The organism is Veillonella parvula DSM 2008 (genome assembly GCF_000024945.1).
GTDB classification, from domain to species: Bacteria; Bacillota; Negativicutes; order Veillonellales; family Veillonellaceae; genus Veillonella; species Veillonella parvula.
Genome location: NC_013520.1, coordinates 1,770,822 through 1,790,100, shown reverse-complemented (window position 1 = coordinate 1,790,100; position 19,279 = coordinate 1,770,822). Strand labels below are relative to the sequence as shown.

The 19,279-nt window shown below is 37.7% G+C and carries 16 protein-coding genes and 1 riboswitch; of the genes, 14 read left to right on the top strand and 2 right to left on the bottom strand.

Annotation, left to right across the window (positions count from 1 at the left end; all coding sequences use genetic code 11):
* The first annotated feature begins 238 nt into the window (after window positions 1–238).
* Together ptsP and VPAR_RS08045 are read left to right on the top strand one after the other, a co-directional pair.
* Window positions 239–1,966 carry a phosphoenolpyruvate--protein phosphotransferase gene (gene ptsP, locus VPAR_RS08050; protein WP_012864818.1) on the top strand — a complete coding sequence of 576 codons (1,728 nt, stop codon included), beginning with the start codon at window positions 239–241 and terminating at the stop codon, window positions 1,964–1,966.
* A 138-nt stretch (window positions 1,967–2,104) separates the two neighbouring features.
* Complete coding sequence (locus tag VPAR_RS08045) at window positions 2,105–2,365, top strand: HPr family phosphocarrier protein (protein WP_012864817.1); 261 nt, start codon at window positions 2,105–2,107, stop codon at window positions 2,363–2,365.
* A gap of 92 nt (window positions 2,366–2,457) precedes the next feature.
* Here VPAR_RS08045 and VPAR_RS08040 read toward each other — a convergent pair whose 3' ends face one another.
* The gene (locus VPAR_RS08040; RefSeq protein WP_004697521.1) at window positions 2,458–2,736 is read right to left on the bottom strand and encodes a metal-sensing transcriptional repressor; all 279 of its coding nucleotides are present in this window, start codon (window positions 2,734–2,736) and stop codon (window positions 2,458–2,460) included.
* A 331-nt stretch (window positions 2,737–3,067) separates the two neighbouring features.
* On the opposite strand from VPAR_RS08040, the gene VPAR_RS08035 reads away from it, so the two are divergent.
* The 12 genes from VPAR_RS08035 (at window position 3,068) to VPAR_RS07980 (ending at window position 18,097) form a co-directional block, all read left to right on the top strand.
* The gene (locus tag VPAR_RS08035; RefSeq protein ID WP_012864816.1) at window positions 3,068–3,874 is read left to right on the top strand and encodes a transglycosylase domain-containing protein; all 807 of its coding nucleotides are present in this window, start codon (window positions 3,068–3,070) and stop codon (window positions 3,872–3,874) included.
* A 123-nt stretch (window positions 3,875–3,997) separates the two neighbouring features.
* A complete protein-coding gene (locus tag VPAR_RS08030; RefSeq protein ID WP_012864815.1) occupies window positions 3,998–4,699 on the top strand; it encodes a hypothetical protein in 702 nt (233 codons plus the stop codon).
* 32 nt (window positions 4,700–4,731) lie between these two features.
* Window positions 4,732–5,490: a DUF3969 family protein gene (locus VPAR_RS08025; RefSeq protein WP_012864814.1), complete on the top strand. Its 759-nt coding sequence runs from the start codon at window positions 4,732–4,734 to the stop codon at window positions 5,488–5,490.
* 275 nt (window positions 5,491–5,765) lie between these two features.
* Entirely contained in the window at window positions 5,766–6,977 is a 1,212-nt protein-coding gene (locus VPAR_RS08020; protein WP_004697508.1) for an argininosuccinate synthase, read from the top strand.
* A complete protein-coding gene (gene argH / locus VPAR_RS08015) occupies window positions 6,977–8,404 on the top strand; it encodes an argininosuccinate lyase (RefSeq protein ID WP_012864813.1) in 1,428 nt (475 codons plus the stop codon). The genes VPAR_RS08020 and argH overlap by 1 nt, the downstream gene beginning before the upstream one ends.
* A 589-nt stretch (window positions 8,405–8,993) precedes the next feature.
* A complete protein-coding gene (potE, locus tag VPAR_RS08010; protein ID WP_004697529.1) occupies window positions 8,994–10,325 on the top strand; it encodes a putrescine-ornithine antiporter in 1,332 nt (443 codons plus the stop codon).
* 395 nt (window positions 10,326–10,720) lie between these two features.
* Window positions 10,721–10,908, top strand: a riboswitch (cobalamin riboswitch).
* A 145-nt stretch (window positions 10,909–11,053) separates the two neighbouring features.
* A complete protein-coding gene (gene nikB / locus VPAR_RS08005; RefSeq protein ID WP_012864811.1) occupies window positions 11,054–11,992 on the top strand; it encodes a nickel ABC transporter permease in 939 nt (312 codons plus the stop codon).
* Window positions 11,992–12,813, top strand: a complete 822-nt coding sequence (gene nikC, locus VPAR_RS08000; protein WP_012864810.1) for a nickel transporter permease — start codon at window positions 11,992–11,994, stop codon at window positions 12,811–12,813. The genes nikB and nikC overlap by 1 nt, the downstream gene beginning before the upstream one ends.
* 153 nt (window positions 12,814–12,966) lie before the next feature.
* Window positions 12,967–14,535 (top strand): ABC transporter substrate-binding protein, encoded by a 1,569-nt coding sequence (locus tag VPAR_RS07995; RefSeq protein ID WP_012864809.1) that lies wholly within the window; start codon window positions 12,967–12,969, stop codon window positions 14,533–14,535.
* Between the two features lie 12 nt (window positions 14,536–14,547).
* The gene (locus VPAR_RS07990) at window positions 14,548–15,345 is read left to right on the top strand and encodes an ABC transporter ATP-binding protein (protein ID WP_012864808.1); all 798 of its coding nucleotides are present in this window, start codon (window positions 14,548–14,550) and stop codon (window positions 15,343–15,345) included.
* Window positions 15,338–16,153 carry an ABC transporter ATP-binding protein gene (locus VPAR_RS07985; protein WP_012864807.1) on the top strand — a complete coding sequence of 272 codons (816 nt, stop codon included), beginning with the start codon at window positions 15,338–15,340 and terminating at the stop codon, window positions 16,151–16,153. The genes VPAR_RS07990 and VPAR_RS07985 overlap by 8 nt, the downstream gene beginning before the upstream one ends.
* Window positions 16,154–16,543: 390 nt before the next feature.
* Complete coding sequence (locus VPAR_RS07980; RefSeq protein ID WP_012864806.1) at window positions 16,544–18,097, top strand: ABC transporter substrate-binding protein; 1,554 nt, start codon at window positions 16,544–16,546, stop codon at window positions 18,095–18,097.
* Window positions 18,098–18,164: 67 nt separating this feature from the next.
* Here the strand turns inward: VPAR_RS07980 and VPAR_RS07975 are convergent, their stop codons facing one another.
* Window positions 18,165–19,094, bottom strand: a complete 930-nt coding sequence (locus VPAR_RS07975) for a DUF3829 domain-containing protein (protein ID WP_004695044.1) — start codon at window positions 19,092–19,094, stop codon at window positions 18,165–18,167.
* Window positions 19,095–19,279 lie beyond the last annotated feature (185 nt).

Below are 19,279 nucleotides of genomic sequence, written 5' to 3'. Positions count from 1 at the left end.
TATAATATTATATCATAAATAGGCCTTAAGCATGGCATGGAATCGTATAAATTTATAGCAAAATAAAGGGAAAATAAGGAAAGCTTACAGCGTTTATTAAGAGTTATAATAAAATAAAAATGCCCCATGTGGGACGGTTATTTAAGGGGATATAGGTATTTGGATTACTTTATTGTTTAACCGAGAAATGATAAAATAAAAAGTAATGTAGCTAATCGTAATAGAAAGAGGAACACATATGCGAATTCAAGGGATTTCTGGATCTCGTGGCGTTGCAGTAGGCAATGTATATAGATATATTCAAGAGGAAATTGTCATTCCTGATTACACTGTAGCGGAAGACAAGGTAGAAGAAGAAATTAGTAAGTTTGCAACTGCTATGGCATCTACCTTAAAACAATTGGATACTATTCGTAAAAAAGCGTTGGATGAAATGGGACCAGAAGAGGCGGCTATTTTTGAAGCGCACATGCAAATTGCTCAAGACCCATCCTTGTCTGACGGAATTAAATCCCTTGTTGAGTCTAGCCATATGAACGTGGTAGCGGCCACGTCTCAAACAATTGAAAGCTTTGCCAATATCTTCCTTGGTATGGAAGATGCCTACATGCGTGAACGAGGTGCAGATATTAAAGATATCGGCGATCGTTTGATGCGCAATATATTAGGTATGAATCCTCGCGGTTTATCACATATTTCTGGCGAAGTTATCTTGGTGGCTCATGATTTGGCACCATCTGATACGGCCTCCCTCGATAAAAATGTGGTAAAAGGCATTGTCACTGCGGCGGGTGGTCCTACATCTCATGCGGCTATCATGGCTCGTACACTCGAAATTCCCGCTGTTATGGGAGTCGGCGATATTGAAAGTTTCGCTGATGGCGACAAAGCAGTCGTTCTTGGTACCGATGGTATCGTAGAAATCAATCCATCTGATGCGGATTGGACGGAGTATACAAATCAAGCGTTGGCGTTCCAAGAGGAATTAAAACGGTTGCGCGAATCTGCTAATCTTGAAGCTACCACCACTGATGGTCACCATGTAGAGTTATTCGGTAACATCGGGAAGGCAAAGGACGCTAAACATGCGCTCACTATGGGTGCACAAGGTATTGGTTTGTACCGTACAGAATTCCTTTACATGGAAAACGATGAATTACCTGCAGAAGATGTACAATTTGAAGAGTATAAAAAGGTAGCCCAAGAGATGAAAGGGCAACCGGTTATCATCCGTACCATGGATATCGGTGGCGACAAGGAATTAAAATGCCTTGATTTGCCAAGTGAAATGAACCCATTCCTCGGTTATCGTGCCATTCGCATTTCTTTAAATCGTCCAGATATCTTTAAGGTACAATTGCGTGCCTTGTTACGAGCTAGTGCATTTGGTGACATTCACATTATGTATCCTATGATTGCTTCCGTTGAGGAAGTGAAACAAGCGAATGATATGCTTAGTGAATGTAAGACGGAGCTGGCGGCTGAAGGAAAGGATTTTAACAAGGATATCAAGGTTGGCATCATGATCGAAGTACCAGCGGCAGCTGTTATATCTCCAATCCTTGCTAAATATGTAGACTTCTTTAGTATCGGTACGAATGATCTTTGCCAATACACATTGGCAGTAGACCGTATGAACGAAGCAATCGGTAGCTTGTATCAACCATTGCATCCAGGCGTGTTACGTCTTATTAAGCATGTCATTGACGCTAGTCATGAGCAAGGTAAATTTACAGGTATGTGTGGTGAGCTTGCTAGTGATCCTGTGGCGACCATGATTCTATTAGGTCTTGGCCTCGACGAATTCTCCATGACTGCTTCTTCGATTCCTCTTATTAAAAATATCTTGCGTTCTGTTTCCAAAGCAGAATGTGAAGAGGTGGCAAATAAAGCACTTACTATGGACACAGCAGAAGAAATTACAGAATACGCTAAATCTGTATTAGCTGAAAAAGGTTTACTATAATCCAGTTTTGCCTTAAATAGAATCATTATATAGCAAATAAGATGTAATATACTTGAATTGAAATACTTGATATTGATACAATATATCTATTAGAACGTATGAGATAGGCTCTGCCTATCGAGATAGAAAGAGGTTATCATGAAAGAATTAACAGTAGAAATTACTAACGAATCTGGTTTACATGCTCGTCCTGCTACAGCCTTCACACAATTGGCTGCTAAGTTTGCTTCTAAAGTGACTATTGCTGCCAATGGCAAAACAGCGGATGCTAAGTCTATCTTAACTGTATTGACTTTGGGTGCTACAAAAGGTACATCCGTTATATTGACTGCTGACGGTGCTGACGAAGATGATGTACTCGCTGCATTGGGCGAATTCTTAACAACTAACCACGATTAATATTGGGGTAATAAAAAGGACCCTACATTTTGAACTGCACCTCCCAAAATTATGTCTAATTTTTGGGTGCAATTCATTTGTAGAGTCCTTTTTTATTTACCCATATTTGCAAAGCGCTCTACAGCTTTTGTAAAGTCGCTAATGGTTTTTTCTACGTCACCATGTTCGATACCATCTCGTACGCAGTGGTTGATATGTCCTTCAAGAATTACTTGTCCTACTTTATGTAGTGCAGATTTAGCTGCATTAATTTGGCTCAACACATCTTCGCAGGGAATGTCTTCTTCAATCATTCGATCAATAGCTTGCACTTGACCTAAGATTTTACGCAATCGACGATGCAGATTTTCTGAATCCATACACTGTTTCATATTACTCCTCCATAGGCATGTTTTTATCATCTCATATATTATACTCTATTTAAAGTTTTTAATACAACTTAATAAGTATAACTAATATGCATTAATCGGTATTTATAGATATATAGTATCGTGCCGTTATTAAGATATATTAAATATATTTGTAGTATGAGTGGACGTAAAAACTAGTGTTTTACATATCTTCTTCTTGATTGATGTGATACAATACATTTAATATACTTTATATTTGTATATGTATATAAGGTATTGTATAGATGGCTAGATTATAAACCTATGTTTACATGTGTTTATATTATAGACCTTTAAGAAATAGGTGAAAGAAATGAAAGTATTTCGCTACCTTCGAAACCTGGTTGTATTCGTGGTGGTCATGATTTTGGCTATGTTTATCTATGACGGATACCATAGCTTTCAAGGGACAAATCGTGAGAGTAAAGTTCATACACTTGTTGAAAAACAAATAGAACAAAGTGAAGACACGCTCAGTCGTACAGATCGAATTATACGACTGTTTACATTTAGAGATAAAGTACAGATAGCTCTTAATCAACGTGTTTCAAAAGAGCATTGGGTGAAAGGGGATGTTATTCCTGAGTATACAAAAAATGCATTAATTGCTATTGAGGATAAGCGGTATTATAAACATGGAGCTATTGATGTACTCGGTATTATTCGCGCCTTGTACACAAATACCATAGCAGGTGAAACGCTGGAAGGCGGTAGTACTATTACGCAACAACTTGTAAAAAATCTGTTCCTTTCCTCGAAGCGCATCATGAGTCGTAAGGTGGAAGAGGCCATCCTCGCTAGCGAGATGGAACATTACTATTCTAAGGAAGAAATTTTAACTATGTATTTGAATACCGTATATTATGGACATGATTACTACGGTATCTACGAAGCCTCTTATGGCTACTTTGGTACGAGTCCCAGTCGATTAACATTGGGGCAAAGCGCTTTACTCGCAGCATTACCTAATGCACCGTCCTATTTAGATCCTTACACGAACTATGAAGGGGCTAAAGCTCGACAAAAGCTGGTGCTCGAACAAATGGTAGACCAAGGCATGATTACACAAGCAGAAGCAGACTATGCGTATGAACAGGACTTAGAGCTTGTGGAAGAATAAAAAATATATATAAGAAGCAAATCCTTGTTAGTTAAATTAAATTGGCTAACAAGGATTTTTTTGTTACATTAGTGATATCAATAATAAACTTTCACAAGTGTTTTACTGTTAGGAGATTGTGTATTGGATAATGTTGTACTAAAACAGTATGAGCAAGGTAATTTTTCCTCTATTTATATAGGAGCAAAACCTATTATTAAGTTTGCCATGCTTAGACTTGAGAATTTTATATCTTATTATTTGAGGGGACCCGGAGGATTAGACTATAAATCTGAGGTTCATGATGTTGAGTCCTATGCTCGTGAAATTTTTTATATTGAACAGGCTGATGCTAATAAAATAGAAAACTGGATAGTTTATTACGATGATGAACATAATTGTATGGACATTAGACATTGCTTTTGGAACAAAGCGTTAGATAGAGAACAAATAATGAATGATGAGTCTTTGCGAGTTGCTGTTAGAGAGCAATGCATTGTGGATTCAATCCCACATATTCAAAATGAGACCGTTATAGGTGTAAATGAAATAGATAAAAATAATATTTTAAATACTATAAATGCCTTCGATATAGCGATATCTGAGATGAATATATTAAAGCTATTTAGCAATGTAGACTATAGTACAGGTGATTATAGAATTTCTAGGTCTTATGATTTAGATGTTCGTATTGAAGCGATTATTAATGAAGCTCAAAATGAGCTTTACTCGGTTATAGGTGAAATTCAGTCTTTAATAGTTAATACTTTAAAAGCATCAATAAATACAACTACAGATTATAAGGTAGCTTTAGATTACCAGTTTTCACCTATTGATATTGTTTGAATGCACATAACCTATCGTGGGAATTAAAAACTATGAAAATAACTATTAACGGGAAACGAAATATTGAATTTTACTTTTTAATGATTGCATTAGGAACAATTCAAGCCTATAGATATAATTGTATTAACTTAAATATATTAGAGTCATTATTTTATAGGATGGATATGTTAGAACTAATCGATGAAATGAGTTTATCATCTGAACTTAAGGAAATTATATTTCAAGGTATGGCACTAGAGGATGTTGAGTCGTGGGTTGGAGGTGTAATTCCGACTACATTATTAGTGGATACTATAAATAGTATAGATTTTGAGTGCAAAGCTTTGTTGCTCAGTCCAGTATATCGCGCTTGCTTTGATTCTTTTAATTTATTTGAGGTGGTGAATAAAGAAGCAGAAAGTCTTACAATTGATTTTGACTCCTTATTAAGCTTTGAGTACGTTAATACTGTTTTCTTATTAGGTTATACTTTGTTTTTGGCAGAACTTGATGATTACTTTAATGATGTGTTTCTTGTTCTTAAAGAGAATATTCTTCAGAATATTAAGGTGTTAGACTTCGAATATTCTGATGAATTTAATGAAGTTATCCAGCAATTTGATAGAATTGACATTGATAATGATGTATTAAATATCAAACGGCAGAAAATACATCTAAATATAATAGAAATAAATATTAGAGATTATTTTTATTGCGTCCCAAAGAATAAAGTAGATGTTAACTTTACTTTTAGTAAAGTTAATGAATTAACATATCATGTGATTTCTAATGAGGATACCCGTATAAATTAATATAGTGTTAGTATTTATTTCGTAGTAAGAAATTAAGCTATATCTGATTTTAGATTACTCGATAAAGCTTTTTATGTTTTTTAGTTCGGTTTCGAAATATATTATTGAATTGTATAAAAATAATACTTGCATTTATAATTATACAGGTGTATACTATTTTTTGTCAGAAGGAGAAAATGCCTGTCGGGATAGAAAATACCACGGTGCTTTCACAATTATCTGATATTGTATTGATTATATGAGTCTAAATAGATAGTGGTTTATGAGGTGTTATCATGGGTAAAGCAAATAAAGTAGTACTCGCATATTCTGGTGGCTTAGATACTTCTGTTATCATTCCTTGGTTAAAAGAAAATTATGGCGCTGAAGTTATTGCTGTGTGTGTAGACTTGGGCCAACCTGAGGATTATGATGCAGTTGAGAAAAAAGCAATCAAATCTGGCGCATCTAAAGCGTACATCGTTGACGCTAAGGAAGAGTTTGTAAAAGATTATGTATGGCCTACAGTAAAAGCTGGTGCGATCTACGAAGGTAAATATTTATTAGGTACATCCTTTGCTAGACCTTTAATCGGTAAAATCCTTGTAGATATTGCAAAAAAAGAAGGCGCTGATGCAATCGCTCATGGTGCGACTGGTAAAGGTAATGACCAAGTTCGTTTTGAGTTGACTATCAAAGCATTAGCTCCTAACATGAAAATCATTGCTCCTTGGAGAGAATGGGATTTGAAATCTAGAACAGATTGCATGGAATATGCTGCTAAACACGATATTCCAGTTGTAGCTACAAAATCTCACCCATATTCTATGGACCAAAACGTATGGCATTTGTCCCATGAAGGCGGCGATCTTGAAAATCCAGCAAATGCGCCTAAAGATGATGTGTACTTGGTAACACATACTCCTGAACAAGCTCCAGATGAAGCTGGTTATGTAACTGTATCCTTCAAAGAAGGTGTACCTGTAGCTGTAGATGGTCAAGAAGGTACTCCATTACAAATATTAGAAAAACTCAACGAAATCGGTGCACACTATGGTGTAGGCGTTGTAGATATCGTCGAAAATAGATTGGTAGGTATGAAATCTCGTGGTGTTTATGAAAACCCAGGTGGCTCTATCATCATGTATGCTCACAGAGAACTTGAATACCTTTGCCTCGACAGAGCTACATACCACTACAAAGAACTCATTGCTAACAAATACGCTGAACTCGTATATGATGGCATGTGGTTTGCACCATTGATGAACGCGTTACAAGCGTTTGTTGATGAAACTCAAAAAACTGTAACTGGTGAAGTAAAACTTAAATTGTACAAAGGAAATATCATTTCTGCGGGCAGCACTTCCCCATATTCCTTGTACAGCGAAGATTTCGTAACATTTGAAGAAGATGATGTATACGATCAATCTGATGCAGAAGGCTTCATTAACTTGTTCGGTTTACCTCTCAAAATTAATGCACTGATGAAAGAGAAAGCAGGTAAATAATGGCTAAATTGTGGGGCGGGCGTTTCACAAAAGGCACTGATAAAGCGGTAGAGGATTTTACATCCTCTATCGCTTTTGATGCGCGGATGTACGCCGAAGATATTGCAGGTAGCAAGGCGCATGCGACTATGCTGGCAAAACAAAATATTATCTCCGACGCAGATCGAGATGCAATTTTAGCAGGTTTAACAAAGATTAAAGGGCAAATCGATAAAGGAGAATTCCCATTTTCTGTAGCTCTTGAAGATATTCATATGAATATTGAAAAGCGTTTAACTGATGACATCGGTGAAGCGGGTGGTCGTTTGCATACCGGCCGTAGCCGTAATGACCAATGCGCAGTAGACTTGCACATGTACGTGCGTAAAGCTGTTGTGGAAATGGGTGAACTCATCGTAGATATGCAGAAGGCTCTCATTGAAACAGCTGAAAAATATAGTGACGTTATCATGCCTGGCTATACGCACTTACAACGTGCTCAACCTGTATTATTTGGTCATCATATGATGGCGTATTTCTCCATGCTAGAACGAGACTTTGATCGTTTGTTGATGGTATTCAAACATGCGGATATCATGCCACTTGGTGCAGGTGCGTTAGCAGGTTCTACATACGGCATTGATCAAACGTATACGCAAAAGCTCTTAGGTTTCTCCCGTATTTACGAAAATAGCATGGATGCCGTATCTGACCGTGACTACGTAGTTGAATTCTTGTCCTTTGCATCTTTAGTGATGATGCACTTGAGTCGTCTTAGCGAAGAGTTGATCTTGTGGTCTACCAATGAGTTCAATTTTATTGAACTTGATGATGCTCACTGCACGGGCTCTAGTATTATGCCGCAAAAGAAAAATCCTGACGTTTGCGAGCTGGTTCGTGGTAAAACAGGCCGTACCTATGGTCATTTGTTAGGCCTTTTAACAACTTTGAAAGGCTTGCCTCTTACATACAACAAGGATATGCAAGAGGATAAAGAAGGTATCTTCGATGCTATTGATACAGTACACTTCGCATTGTCCATTAATGCGGCTATGATTCGTGGTATGAAGGTCAATGGGGCTCATATGAAAGCAGTCCTTGATGACGACTTTTCTAATGCTACGGATATGGCAGATTATCTTGCGAAGAAAGGTGTCCCATTCCGTGAAGCCCATGAAATCGTAGGTAATGCGGTGCATCATTGCATCGAAAAAGGTTGTGTACTCCTTGATCTATCCGTAGAGGACTTCAAAGCTATTTCCAACCATTTTGATGCAGATATTCTTGACGCTATCTCCATCGAAGCTTGTGTTGCAGGTCGTAATAACTACTCTGGTACGGCTCCGGAATGTGTGGAACGACAACGTAATAATGGTAAAATTATTATCGCTGCTGAGGAAAAGCAAATTGCTGAATGGAAAGCAATCGTTGAATCTGTACAAGAGTAGAGCTTAGTGCGGAATAAGCAGTAGATAAAAATAAAGAATAGTTATCAATAAAATCTGGAAAAATAAGATCGATATACATATAAGGATTTCATTAAGGGTCTAATATTGCCCATTATACTTATATGTATATCGATTTTTTATTTAAAAGCTAGACGATACCTATAAAGCCCAAAATTCTAATTGATAATCCACTATTAAAATGATGTATTTACATGTACATATATAGTGGACTGTGAGAGAATAATAGTCTTGTACTAGAACACTATAACCGTGATAGATAGGAAAAATTACATCTATACACAGAATAAAATGGGGTAAAAATATACTTTGCCACGATTAAAATGAGTTCTGTTCGATTTTGATGATAAATTACCTATGATTTATTCAATTCGTGTAATATGCCTTGTCCGCCAATAAAGTACTTTTATTTTGGTTTCATAGGTGTTATTATTTAACTCGTAATAAGAATAAAAACGGTAAATTCACATTCAAGCCCATCACAGCACGAACTGAATTTACTTAGCGGTATATATATTTTAAGTGAATTATGGACGAGAAAAAATTCACCTTAGTGAAAGGGGATTGATACATGAAAACCACCGCTAAAAAAATGTCTGTATTCCAGCTAACCACAATGGTAGCAGCCAATATGCTAGGAGCTGGGATCATTATGTTACCAACTAATTTGGCTCAAGTTGGTACTATTTCAGTTTTATCTTGGCTCGTGACAGCTGTGGGTGCGCTTTTATTAGCGTATATTTTTGCTCAAGCGGGTATGTTCTCCCAAAAACAAGGGGGCATGGGCGGTTATGCAGAACATCGCTTCGGTAAAACTGGACATTTTATGGCGAGCTATGCTTACAGCATATCTCTCATCATTGCTAATATCGCCATCGCGGTATCTGCCGTAGGTTATGGCGCAGCTTTCTTTGGTGTTGACCTCAATGCGACACAAACAAGTCAGGTAACAATTGTGCTCTTGTGGTTTGCAGCGATTCTAAACTTCAGAGGGAATCGTTTCACAGGTCGACTCAGCAATATGACTATTTGGGGCTCTATTGTTCCGGTTTTATTAATCGGTACAATCGGCTGGTATTGGTTTGATCCATCTATTTATTGGGCGGCATGGAACCCAAATGATCTTCCGCTTTATGATGCGGTAAAACAATCTATTTCCCTAACTTTATGGGGCTTCCTAGGATTTGAGTCCGCAGCGGCTAATGCTGATGCTGTTGAGAATCCAAAGAAAAACGTACCTATCGCAACTGTGGCGGGTACATTAGCAGTGGCAGTGGTTTATATCTTGTCCACAAACGTTATGGCAGGTATTGTGCCTAACGTTGATTTATTAAATTCTAATGCACCATTCGGTTTGACATTCGTATACATGTTCAATGATACTATTGCGAACATCGTTATGGCCGCTATGGTTATTTCTTGCTTTGGTGCTTTACTTTGTTGGCAATTCACATTGTCCCGTGTATTCAAAAGCGCAGCAGAACATGGTTACTTCCCTAAAATATTCGCCCGTGTAAATAGCAAAGATGCTCCTGTTCGTGGCGTATTGATTTTACTCGCTGTTGAAACATTACTTACTTTATTCACTGCAAGCGAATCCTTGCGTGAGCAATTTGAAATCTTAGTAAACTTAGCGGTTGTAACTAACGTAGTACCGTATGTATTGTGCATCTTGGCAGTACCTACAATGATGCGTATGGCTGGCGTAGCTGAAAGTCGTATTAAACGCTCTAATTACTTGTTCGGTATAGGCGTTCTTTATTGTCTATATGCAATCTACGCATGTGGTTTTGATGCTATGGTAGGTAGCGCAGTGGCAGTAAGCATAGGTTTAGTGATTTATGTTTTGCGTAAAGCGTGGGATACACGCAGAGCACACCGCTTACAACAAAGTATTGATTAACTGAATACATCTCGTCTTATTAGAGGCTGTTACCTTGTAACAGCCTCTTTTTTATACTGCTAATAATAAACTAAACTTATAATTGATGAGGGTATAATGGGGAATATCTTAAAGAGTATTTTGTTTATTGATATATTTATTGCTATGTATAAAAAAAATTATGATACTATTCTTATTATCATAAAATTATATATATACAGTTGTATGCAGTTAATACAGTAAAAAATCATTATTATTAGTTAATTTATATAACTTTATACAGGATTGTGAACTTAATCGCTAATTGATATTTTTTATTAGTATAAAAATTATATTGAGAAACCACGATATACACATACCCCTAAGGGGTATGTGTATTGTAAATATAATGTTAATATAGTATATTTATAATCGATAAAAATGAATGAACTAGTGAGTGTCGGTATTTACCGAGCGTAAAAGAGGAAAATGGGTGAAAAACCCATACTATGCAAATAGCTGTAATGAGGAGCAAGGTTTCATTATAGGGTCACTGGGAAACTGGGAAGGCCGAAATGTTGCGATGAATCAGAGTCAGAAAGCCTGCTCTAAAGGCATGGTATGCATATACCGTGCTTAATTTAGGTTAGTCGGGCGACTAGCCTTTTTTCGTTCCCTAGCTTTTAAGCTTCACCGCTATATAAAAAAGCTAGTACCATTAGTTTGTCATTTGAATTGTTGTTAGTGTTTAGAGAGTTTAGGAGGCGCCTATGGGCAAACGCTTTGTCAAACAATTGGGGCAATTTATTGTTACCTTGTTTGGCATTACATTTTTGACATTTTGTCTCACCTATTTAGCACCAGGTGACCCGGTAACGATGCTACTTGAAACGGCAGATACTATCGTATCTCAGGAACTTATCGATGAAACTCGAGCTCAGCTTGGGTTAGATAAACCGTTTGTAGTGCAGTATGCAAACTGGGTCGTCAATGCGGCACAAGGTGATTTAGGGATGAGTTATTCTGCTAAAAAGCCAGTAGTAGATCGTATGTTGGAGGCGTTACCTGGCACATTGATGTTGGCTGGGACGGCTTTGGTCTTTACACTGCTTTACGCATTGCCGGCAGGGATCATAAGTGCCTTAAATCGTAATAAGTGGGTTGACTATGTATTAAGATCATTATCATTTGTAGGTGTATCTATGCCAACGTTCTGGTTAGGCCTTGTACTGATTTACATTTTCGGTCTTAAATTAGGCCTTGTACCGATTGCATCCTCTCGCGTGACTGCGTCTGGTGTTATTTTGCCAGCTATTACTTTGGCGGTTGTTGTTGGGTCTAAATACATGCGTCAAGTGCGGCTCGTTATCCTTGAGGAAATGCAAAAGGATTATGTTATTGGCGCTCGTGCTCGCGGTGTTAGTGAGATAAAAATTTTATTCGGTCATATTTTACCTAATGCGGTGTTACCACTCATCACTATTCTTGGTGTTGTTATTGGTTGGTTACTAGGTGGTGTGGCAGTCGTAGAAATGGTATTCTCTTGGCCGGGACTTGGGAATATGGCAATTTATGCTATTACCATGCGCGATTATCCATTGATTGAAGGTTTTGTGTTGTGGGTTGCTTTAGCATATATGTGTATTAACGCATTGGTTGATGCATCATATATCTTATTAGACCCTAGATTGAAAAGGGAGAGAGCATAATGGCAGAATTTATTCAAAAACATAAATTGTTCTCTTTCTATAGTGGGTTGATGATTATCATTGTTCTCATCGCTATCTTTGCACCCTGGCTTGCACCGGGGGATGCTTTCACCTCAAATATGAGTCAGGCATTGCAAGCACCAAGCAGCCAACATTGGTTTGGTACAGATAAATTAGGACGTGATGTATTATCTCGTATCATTTATGGTACTCAATTATCCTTGTTCATGGGCGTATCCATCGTCGTTATCATGGTAAGCATTGGTACTATCATCGGTGCTATAGCAGGCTATTTTGGCGGCAAAGTCGAAATGGTCCTCATGCGCCTAGCTGATATTATGTTATCCTTCCCAGGTGTTGTTTTGGCCATCGCTATTGCTGGTATTTTGGGTGGTAGCATTGTGAATACGATTTTGGCTTTATCTGTAGTAGGTTGGGCAAAATATGCTCGTCTAGTACGATCTATGACGTTAAAAGTACGTGGTGAAGAATATGTAACGGCTGCGGTTATGATGGGGGCGTCTACGGCAACTATCTTAAGACGACATATTATTCCTAATATTATGCCTCTTGTTGTTACTACAGGTGCACTTGATATTGGGGCTATCATGATTGAGGTGGCAGGGCTTTCCTTCCTTGGTTTTGGTGCACAGCCACCAACACCTGAATGGGGCCTTATGCTTAACGAAGGCCGCCAGTACTTGCAAACAAGCCCATGGCTTATGGTATTCCCTGGTATGTCGATCTTAATCGTGGTATCTATTTTTAATCTTTGGTCTGACTCCTTACGAGATGTAGTGGATCCAAAAAATCAAGGATAAAATTGTTTTTACCTTCATAAATTTGAATCTTTATCTAGTGAAAGTTTCATTATGACTGGTAAGAAATTATGGTTTTTCCATCACAACTATTTTAGATAGTGATGATGTTAAATGTTTTTATGTTTTACATGTAGTTGTAAAAGGAGATTTTAAATGAAAAAATCTTGGAAAAAGGCTCTTTTAGCAGGTCTTAGCATTGTAATGATGGGTTCCTTCATCGCAGGTTGTGGGTCTGATAATAATGGTGCTGCTAACAAAGATGTATTAAAAGTAGGCGTTACTAACTTCGCATCCACATTAGAACCTACAGAAAACTTCTTCGCATGGGTTGTAATGCGTTATGGCGTAGGTGAAACATTAGCTAAGTTTGACGAGCAAATGAAACCTCAACCATGGATTGCGTCTAAATGGGAGGTATCTCCAGACCATAAAACATGGACTTTCACAATCAATGATAAGGTGAAATTCTCTAATGGTAAAAAAGTTGATGCAGCAGCTGTAAAGGCATCTATTGAACGTGCTTTTGCAAAGTCTAATCGTGCGAAAACATTCTTCGAATATGACTCTATGGAAGCTAATGGTCAACAATTAGTTATTCATACAACAAAAGAATATCCTAATATGCCTGGTCTTTTAGCGGATCCATTGTTCCTAATCGTTGACGTCCAAGCTGAAAAAGATGGCCGTAACTTTGCGAAGGAAGGCCCTATCGGTACAGGCCCATATATAGTTAAATCCTTTACTAAAGAACGTGCTGAAATGGTTGCGAACGAAAACTACTGGGATGGTACAGTACCATTTAAAACTGTAGAAATTCCTTCTATTGACGACCCTAATACTCGTGCTATGAGCTTACAATCTGGTGACGTAGATATGGCTGTTAACATCGGCCCTGGTGAAATTGGTTTGTTCCAAGGCAATGACAAATTCAAAGTAGATGAAATTGCATCTCTTCGTGTAGTATTGGCCCGTATTAATCAAAAAGGTATTCTTGGGGATGACAAAGTTCGTGCTGCAGTTATCTCTGCAACAGACCGTAAAAACTATGCTGATGTATTATTAAAAGGTACATTCATTCCTGGTTCTGCTCCAATTCCACCATCCATGGACTATGGCTTCAACGATTTGAAAGATCCAAATGCATATAATCCTGAACGTTCTAAACAATTGTTAGCAGAAGATGGCTGGAAAGATACTGATGGCGATGGCATCCTTGATAAAGATGGCAAACCATTAACATTCAACTTCGTAGTATATAACTCTCGTGCAGAATTACCACTTTATGCAGAGGCTGTTCAAGCAGACCTTAAAAAAGTTGGTATCGATATGAAAATCAAAACAGTTGACTATAACTTGATCGATAAAATGGGCCAAGAAGGCGACTATGATATGCTTATCTCCAACATTGTAACAGCTAATACAGGTGATCCAATCTGGTTCTTGGCTAACTATTGGCACACTAACAACAATGGCTCCAACCCTCAAAATGGTTCTGGTTACTCCAATCCACAAGTTGACCAATTGTTAGATGCAGCTGAAACTGAATTCGACCCAGCAAAACGTCGTGATTACGCAATGCAAATTCAACAATTGTTGATGAATGATGGTGCTGCATTATTCTTAGGCTATCCTAAAACTAATATCGTTACAGGTTCTTACTTGAAAGGTGCTGTAATGTACCCAAGTGATTACTACTGGATTACTAACAAAATTACAAAATAGTGAGGAGCTATAATGGCAGAAAACATACTAACTGTAGAAAACCTTAACATTGCGTACCAAGGTGTGCCTGCTGTTATGGATGTGAACTTTACCTTGGAACGCGGTAAGGTATTAACCATTGTAGGTGAGTCCGGATCCGGTAAAACTACTGTAATCCGGGCCCTCATGGGTTTATTACCTGTAGGTGGTGAGGTTACGGACGGTACAATGATCTTTAATGGTCATGACCTTCGTAACTTGTCTAAATCTGAATGGAGATCTTTGCGCGGCAAGGATATGGCCATGATTTTCCAAGATAGTGGTAGTGCATTAGATCCAATCGTTCGTATCGGTAAACAATTTAGAGAATTGTTTAAATCCCATATTGAAATCACTAATGATGAATGTGATCGACGAGCAATTGAGTTATTAGAATCTGTATCTCTTCCTAATGGAGCGGATATATTGCGCCGTTATCCACACGAATTATCTGGTGGACAACGACAACGTGTTGGTATTGCCATGGCGTTAGCTTTGGATCCTGCATTACTCATCGGTGATGAACCGACATCTGCGCTAGATGTAACGACACAATCTCAAGTGGTTATGCAAATGCTTGACCTAGCTAAAGAGCATAACTCCGCAATCGTAATGGTAACCCATAATCTTGGTGTGGCGGCGTATATGTCCGACTACATTATCGTTATGAAAAAGGGCCGTGTCGTAGATGCAGGTACTCCTAAAGACATTTTGGAAAATCCATCTAATGAATATACGAAACAATTAAAAGAGGCTGTACCAACATTGGGAGGAGGTCGTTACATTGACTAACTACGCAGTAGAATTAAAAAATGTATGTAAACGATTCCCACTTCCCACTGGTGGTGAACTCGAAGCATGTAAGGATATTAATATAACTCTCGAAAAAGGTCAGTCCCTTGGGATTGTAGGGGAATCTGGCTCTGGGAAAACAACATTGGTTCGTATGATCATGAAGATGCTTCCTATTACGGAAGGCGAGATTTATGTAGATGGTGTAGAGATTCAACATATGAATTCTGAACAAACGAAAGAATATCGTAAAAAGATTCAAATGGTATTCCAAGATCCATCTGCAGCTTTTAACCCACGTATGAAGGTTAAAGATATCATTCTTGAGCCACTTTATAATTTTGGTCTTCTTGAAAAGGGAAAAGAAGAGCAAATCGCAGGTGACTATCTGGAAATGGTAGATTTACCTCGCGAGTTTATGCATCGCTATCCTCATGAAATGTCTGGTGGTCAACGCCAACGTGTTGCCATTGCTCGTGCTATCGTATTAGAGCCAGAAATTCTCGTTCTAGATGAGGCTACTAGTGCTTTAGACGTATCTGTACAAGACTCCATTGCGTACCTTTTGGCGCGTTTACAAAAAAAGAAAAATTTAACATACCTATTTATTGCTCATGATATTGCCTTTATTCGTACGATGTGCCACAAGGTGGTCGTAATGTACAAAGGTGCTATCGTTGAAGAACTAGATGCTTTCCACTTGGCGGATGCAAAACATCCATATACAAAGGTTTTATTGAGTTCTATCTTTGAAATTGGTCAAGATCATAAGCCGCTTACCTTGGATGAGGCTACATTAGAAGCTTAATAGGAAAATTTATTTTCAAAATTTCAAAAGTATAAATTTGAAACGTAGAGAGTTACATCGGATAGGTAAACTTAAAATAGCAGTTAGTTTCAAGACTAACTGCTATTTTTATGCATAGTTAAGATATGAAATTTTTTAATAGATATATTGAAATGTTTCTCAAATTATACATTGTGTTAACACCTAATATATAGTATAGTTGACTGTATAAAATATACCCCTATGGGTATAATAAGATATGCTCATATGAAGTGATGTACATAGATTCTCTTTATATTAACTATTGTAAAAGCAGGTTATATTTACTAGATTATGTTAATGCAAAAAATAGTGAGTATCTGAGTATAAATAGATAGTTAATTAATGTGTGTAGAAAGGTTAGGTGTATAAATGCAAGGATTACGCAAGGCTTTACTAATTGGTATGACCCTTGGTGTGACTATGCTCGGGACTATTGGTTGTATGAATCAAGATTCTGCTTCATCTAATGATGTATTAAAGGTAGGAGCTATTAGTTTTGCTGGCACATTAGAACCAACGGAAAATTATTTTAGTTGGGCCGTTGTACGATTTGGTATAGGTGAAACGCTTATCAAGTTTGATGATCAAATGAAAGCAACGCCTTGGCTTGCCACCTCTTGGAAGCAAGGTGATGACAAGTTAACATGGACTTTCACCATCAATGATAAAGTTAAATTCTCAAATGGTAATAGTTTGACAGCTGAGGCGGTAAAAGCATCTTTAGAACGAACTTTTGCTAAAAGTAAACGAGCAAAAACGTTCTTTAACTATACAGAAATTACTGCTAACGGTCAGGAGTTGACCATCAAGACTGACAAGGAATATTATAACTTGCCCAACTTGTTAGGAGATCCATTGTTTTTGATTATGGATGTGACAGCAGAGTCGAATGGTCGTGATATTGCAAAGGAAGGTCCTATTGGTACTGGTCCATATGTAGTATCCTCTTTCACAAAAGAGCGTGCTGAACTAAAACGTAATGATAATTACTGGGATGGTAAAGCAGGCTTTGCCAAGGTTGAGATCCCTTCCATTAATGATGCGAATACGCGTGCTATGGCGTTACAAGCGGGCGATGTAGATATGGCCGTTAACATTGGACCTGGTGAATATAGTATCTTCCAAAATGATAAGAAATTCACTATCTATGAAGTGGCTTCCTTGCGTGACGTATTTGTTCGTATGGGGCAAAAAGGGAAACTACAGAATCCTAATCTTCGTGCAGCCCTCATTGCAGCAGCAGACCGTGAGTCTTATGCGAAGAACCTCATGAAGGATACGTTCGTAGCCGGTAAGGCTCCATTGCCACCATCCATAGACTATGGCTTTAACCAATTGCGTGATCCTAATAAATATAATGTAGAACGTGCTAAAGAATTACTGAAACGTGAAGGTTATGAAGATACAAATGGCGACGGTATTGTAGATAAAGACGGTGAAAACCTCGTACTTGATTTTTATGCCTACACAACTCGTCCTGAATTGCCATTATATGCGGAAGCATTGCAAGCGGACTACAAAAAAATCGGTGTAGATTTACGAATTAAAATCGTAGATTATGCGGTTATCGACACATTATCTCAATCTGGTGATTATGATATGATTATCTCCAGTGTTGTAACCGCTAATACGGGTCAACCAGTATGGTTCTTGAAACAATATTGGGGTATAGGCGTTGAAACTAATGGGTCTGGCTTCTCTAATCCTCGTTTCGATGAATTGTTGGCTCTTGGTGAAAGTAGTAGCGATCCAGTGGTGCGTCGTAATGCGGTTATCAATGCCCAACAACTGATGTTAGATAACGCTGTAGCATTATTCCTTGGGTATCCTAAAATTAATATTGTAGGTAATAAACATATTGATGGTATCAAGATAACACCGTCTGAATATTACATCATTACAAAAGATTTGAAAAAGAAATAAAGTTTGCTGCTTACATAAAAATAAAAGGACTAGCTCGCATGGGCTAGTCCTTTGTGTTATCTAAATATTATTTTTTTTCTGTTACATCTAAGTCTGCCATGTTAACTGCATTGGCCTTGCCAATCATTTTATTATACTTGGTAAATAATTGCGTATAAGCTTCGCCATAAGATGAGTTGATAATAATGTAGTTGCGTGCCTCTGCAACAAATTCTTTTACTGAGTCTTGATACTCTCTTACCGCATTTTGTACTTCTGGTGTAGTACCAGGTTGTAATTTATTGAGGCGTTGTGTAATTTGTTGTAAGTTTGATTCTACCTTTTGGGTGTCTGTATTCCCATCTGGATCAATAAGGTCAATAGTTTGTGCTGTTATGAGATTTATCTCTATAAAGTTAACCGCATTTTCCCGCTTTTCTCCCTGATACTCAGTCATGCGTTCGTTATAAAGCTCATTATTACGATTATCTAAAGCTAAGTCTAATGCATTATATGTAGCGTAGAACTGTTCTGCTAAAGGTACATATTGAGCTGCTAGCTCATCGCTACCTTTATAATTATCCTTTTCATAACGACGTTCCACATAGTAAGATTGCAACTGATCAGCAATAGGAATAATTTGATCAAGTACTACGAGGACGTCATTTGTCGCTTGGTTTACGTCTTCGTAGGGTGTAGAACTATCTTGTTTTGCTACCTCTAATGCAGCTTTAAGTTCCTTATATTTAGGTAAGGTAATCGTCGTATTATGAGACCCATTGCGCAACTCTTCAAGAGTTGGCTGTAATTGGCTAGCATAGGCTACACTGTATGAGTTATATGCATCTAATGCAACAATATAAGGTCGTATGGCGTTGATTTTATCGTCAACGGTTGATCGATATAAAATTGTCGTTGTATTGGATGATAAGAGTGTATACACCCCATAGATCCCACCACCGATAATAGCAGCACCGAGCACAATGGCTGCTATTAACTTGATGTACCCCTTTTTCAACTGCGCACGCTCCTTGAAAACACACTAACTCTTTTGGATCCATTTGGACAGACTAATGTCCTAAGAGTAATTATTTACATTATATCACAACTTTACGTGGCAAAAAAGACGTATAGATACGATAATTATAAGGAATAGATGAAAATGTTAGATTTGGACATGTATTTATATTTATAATTAGCGAT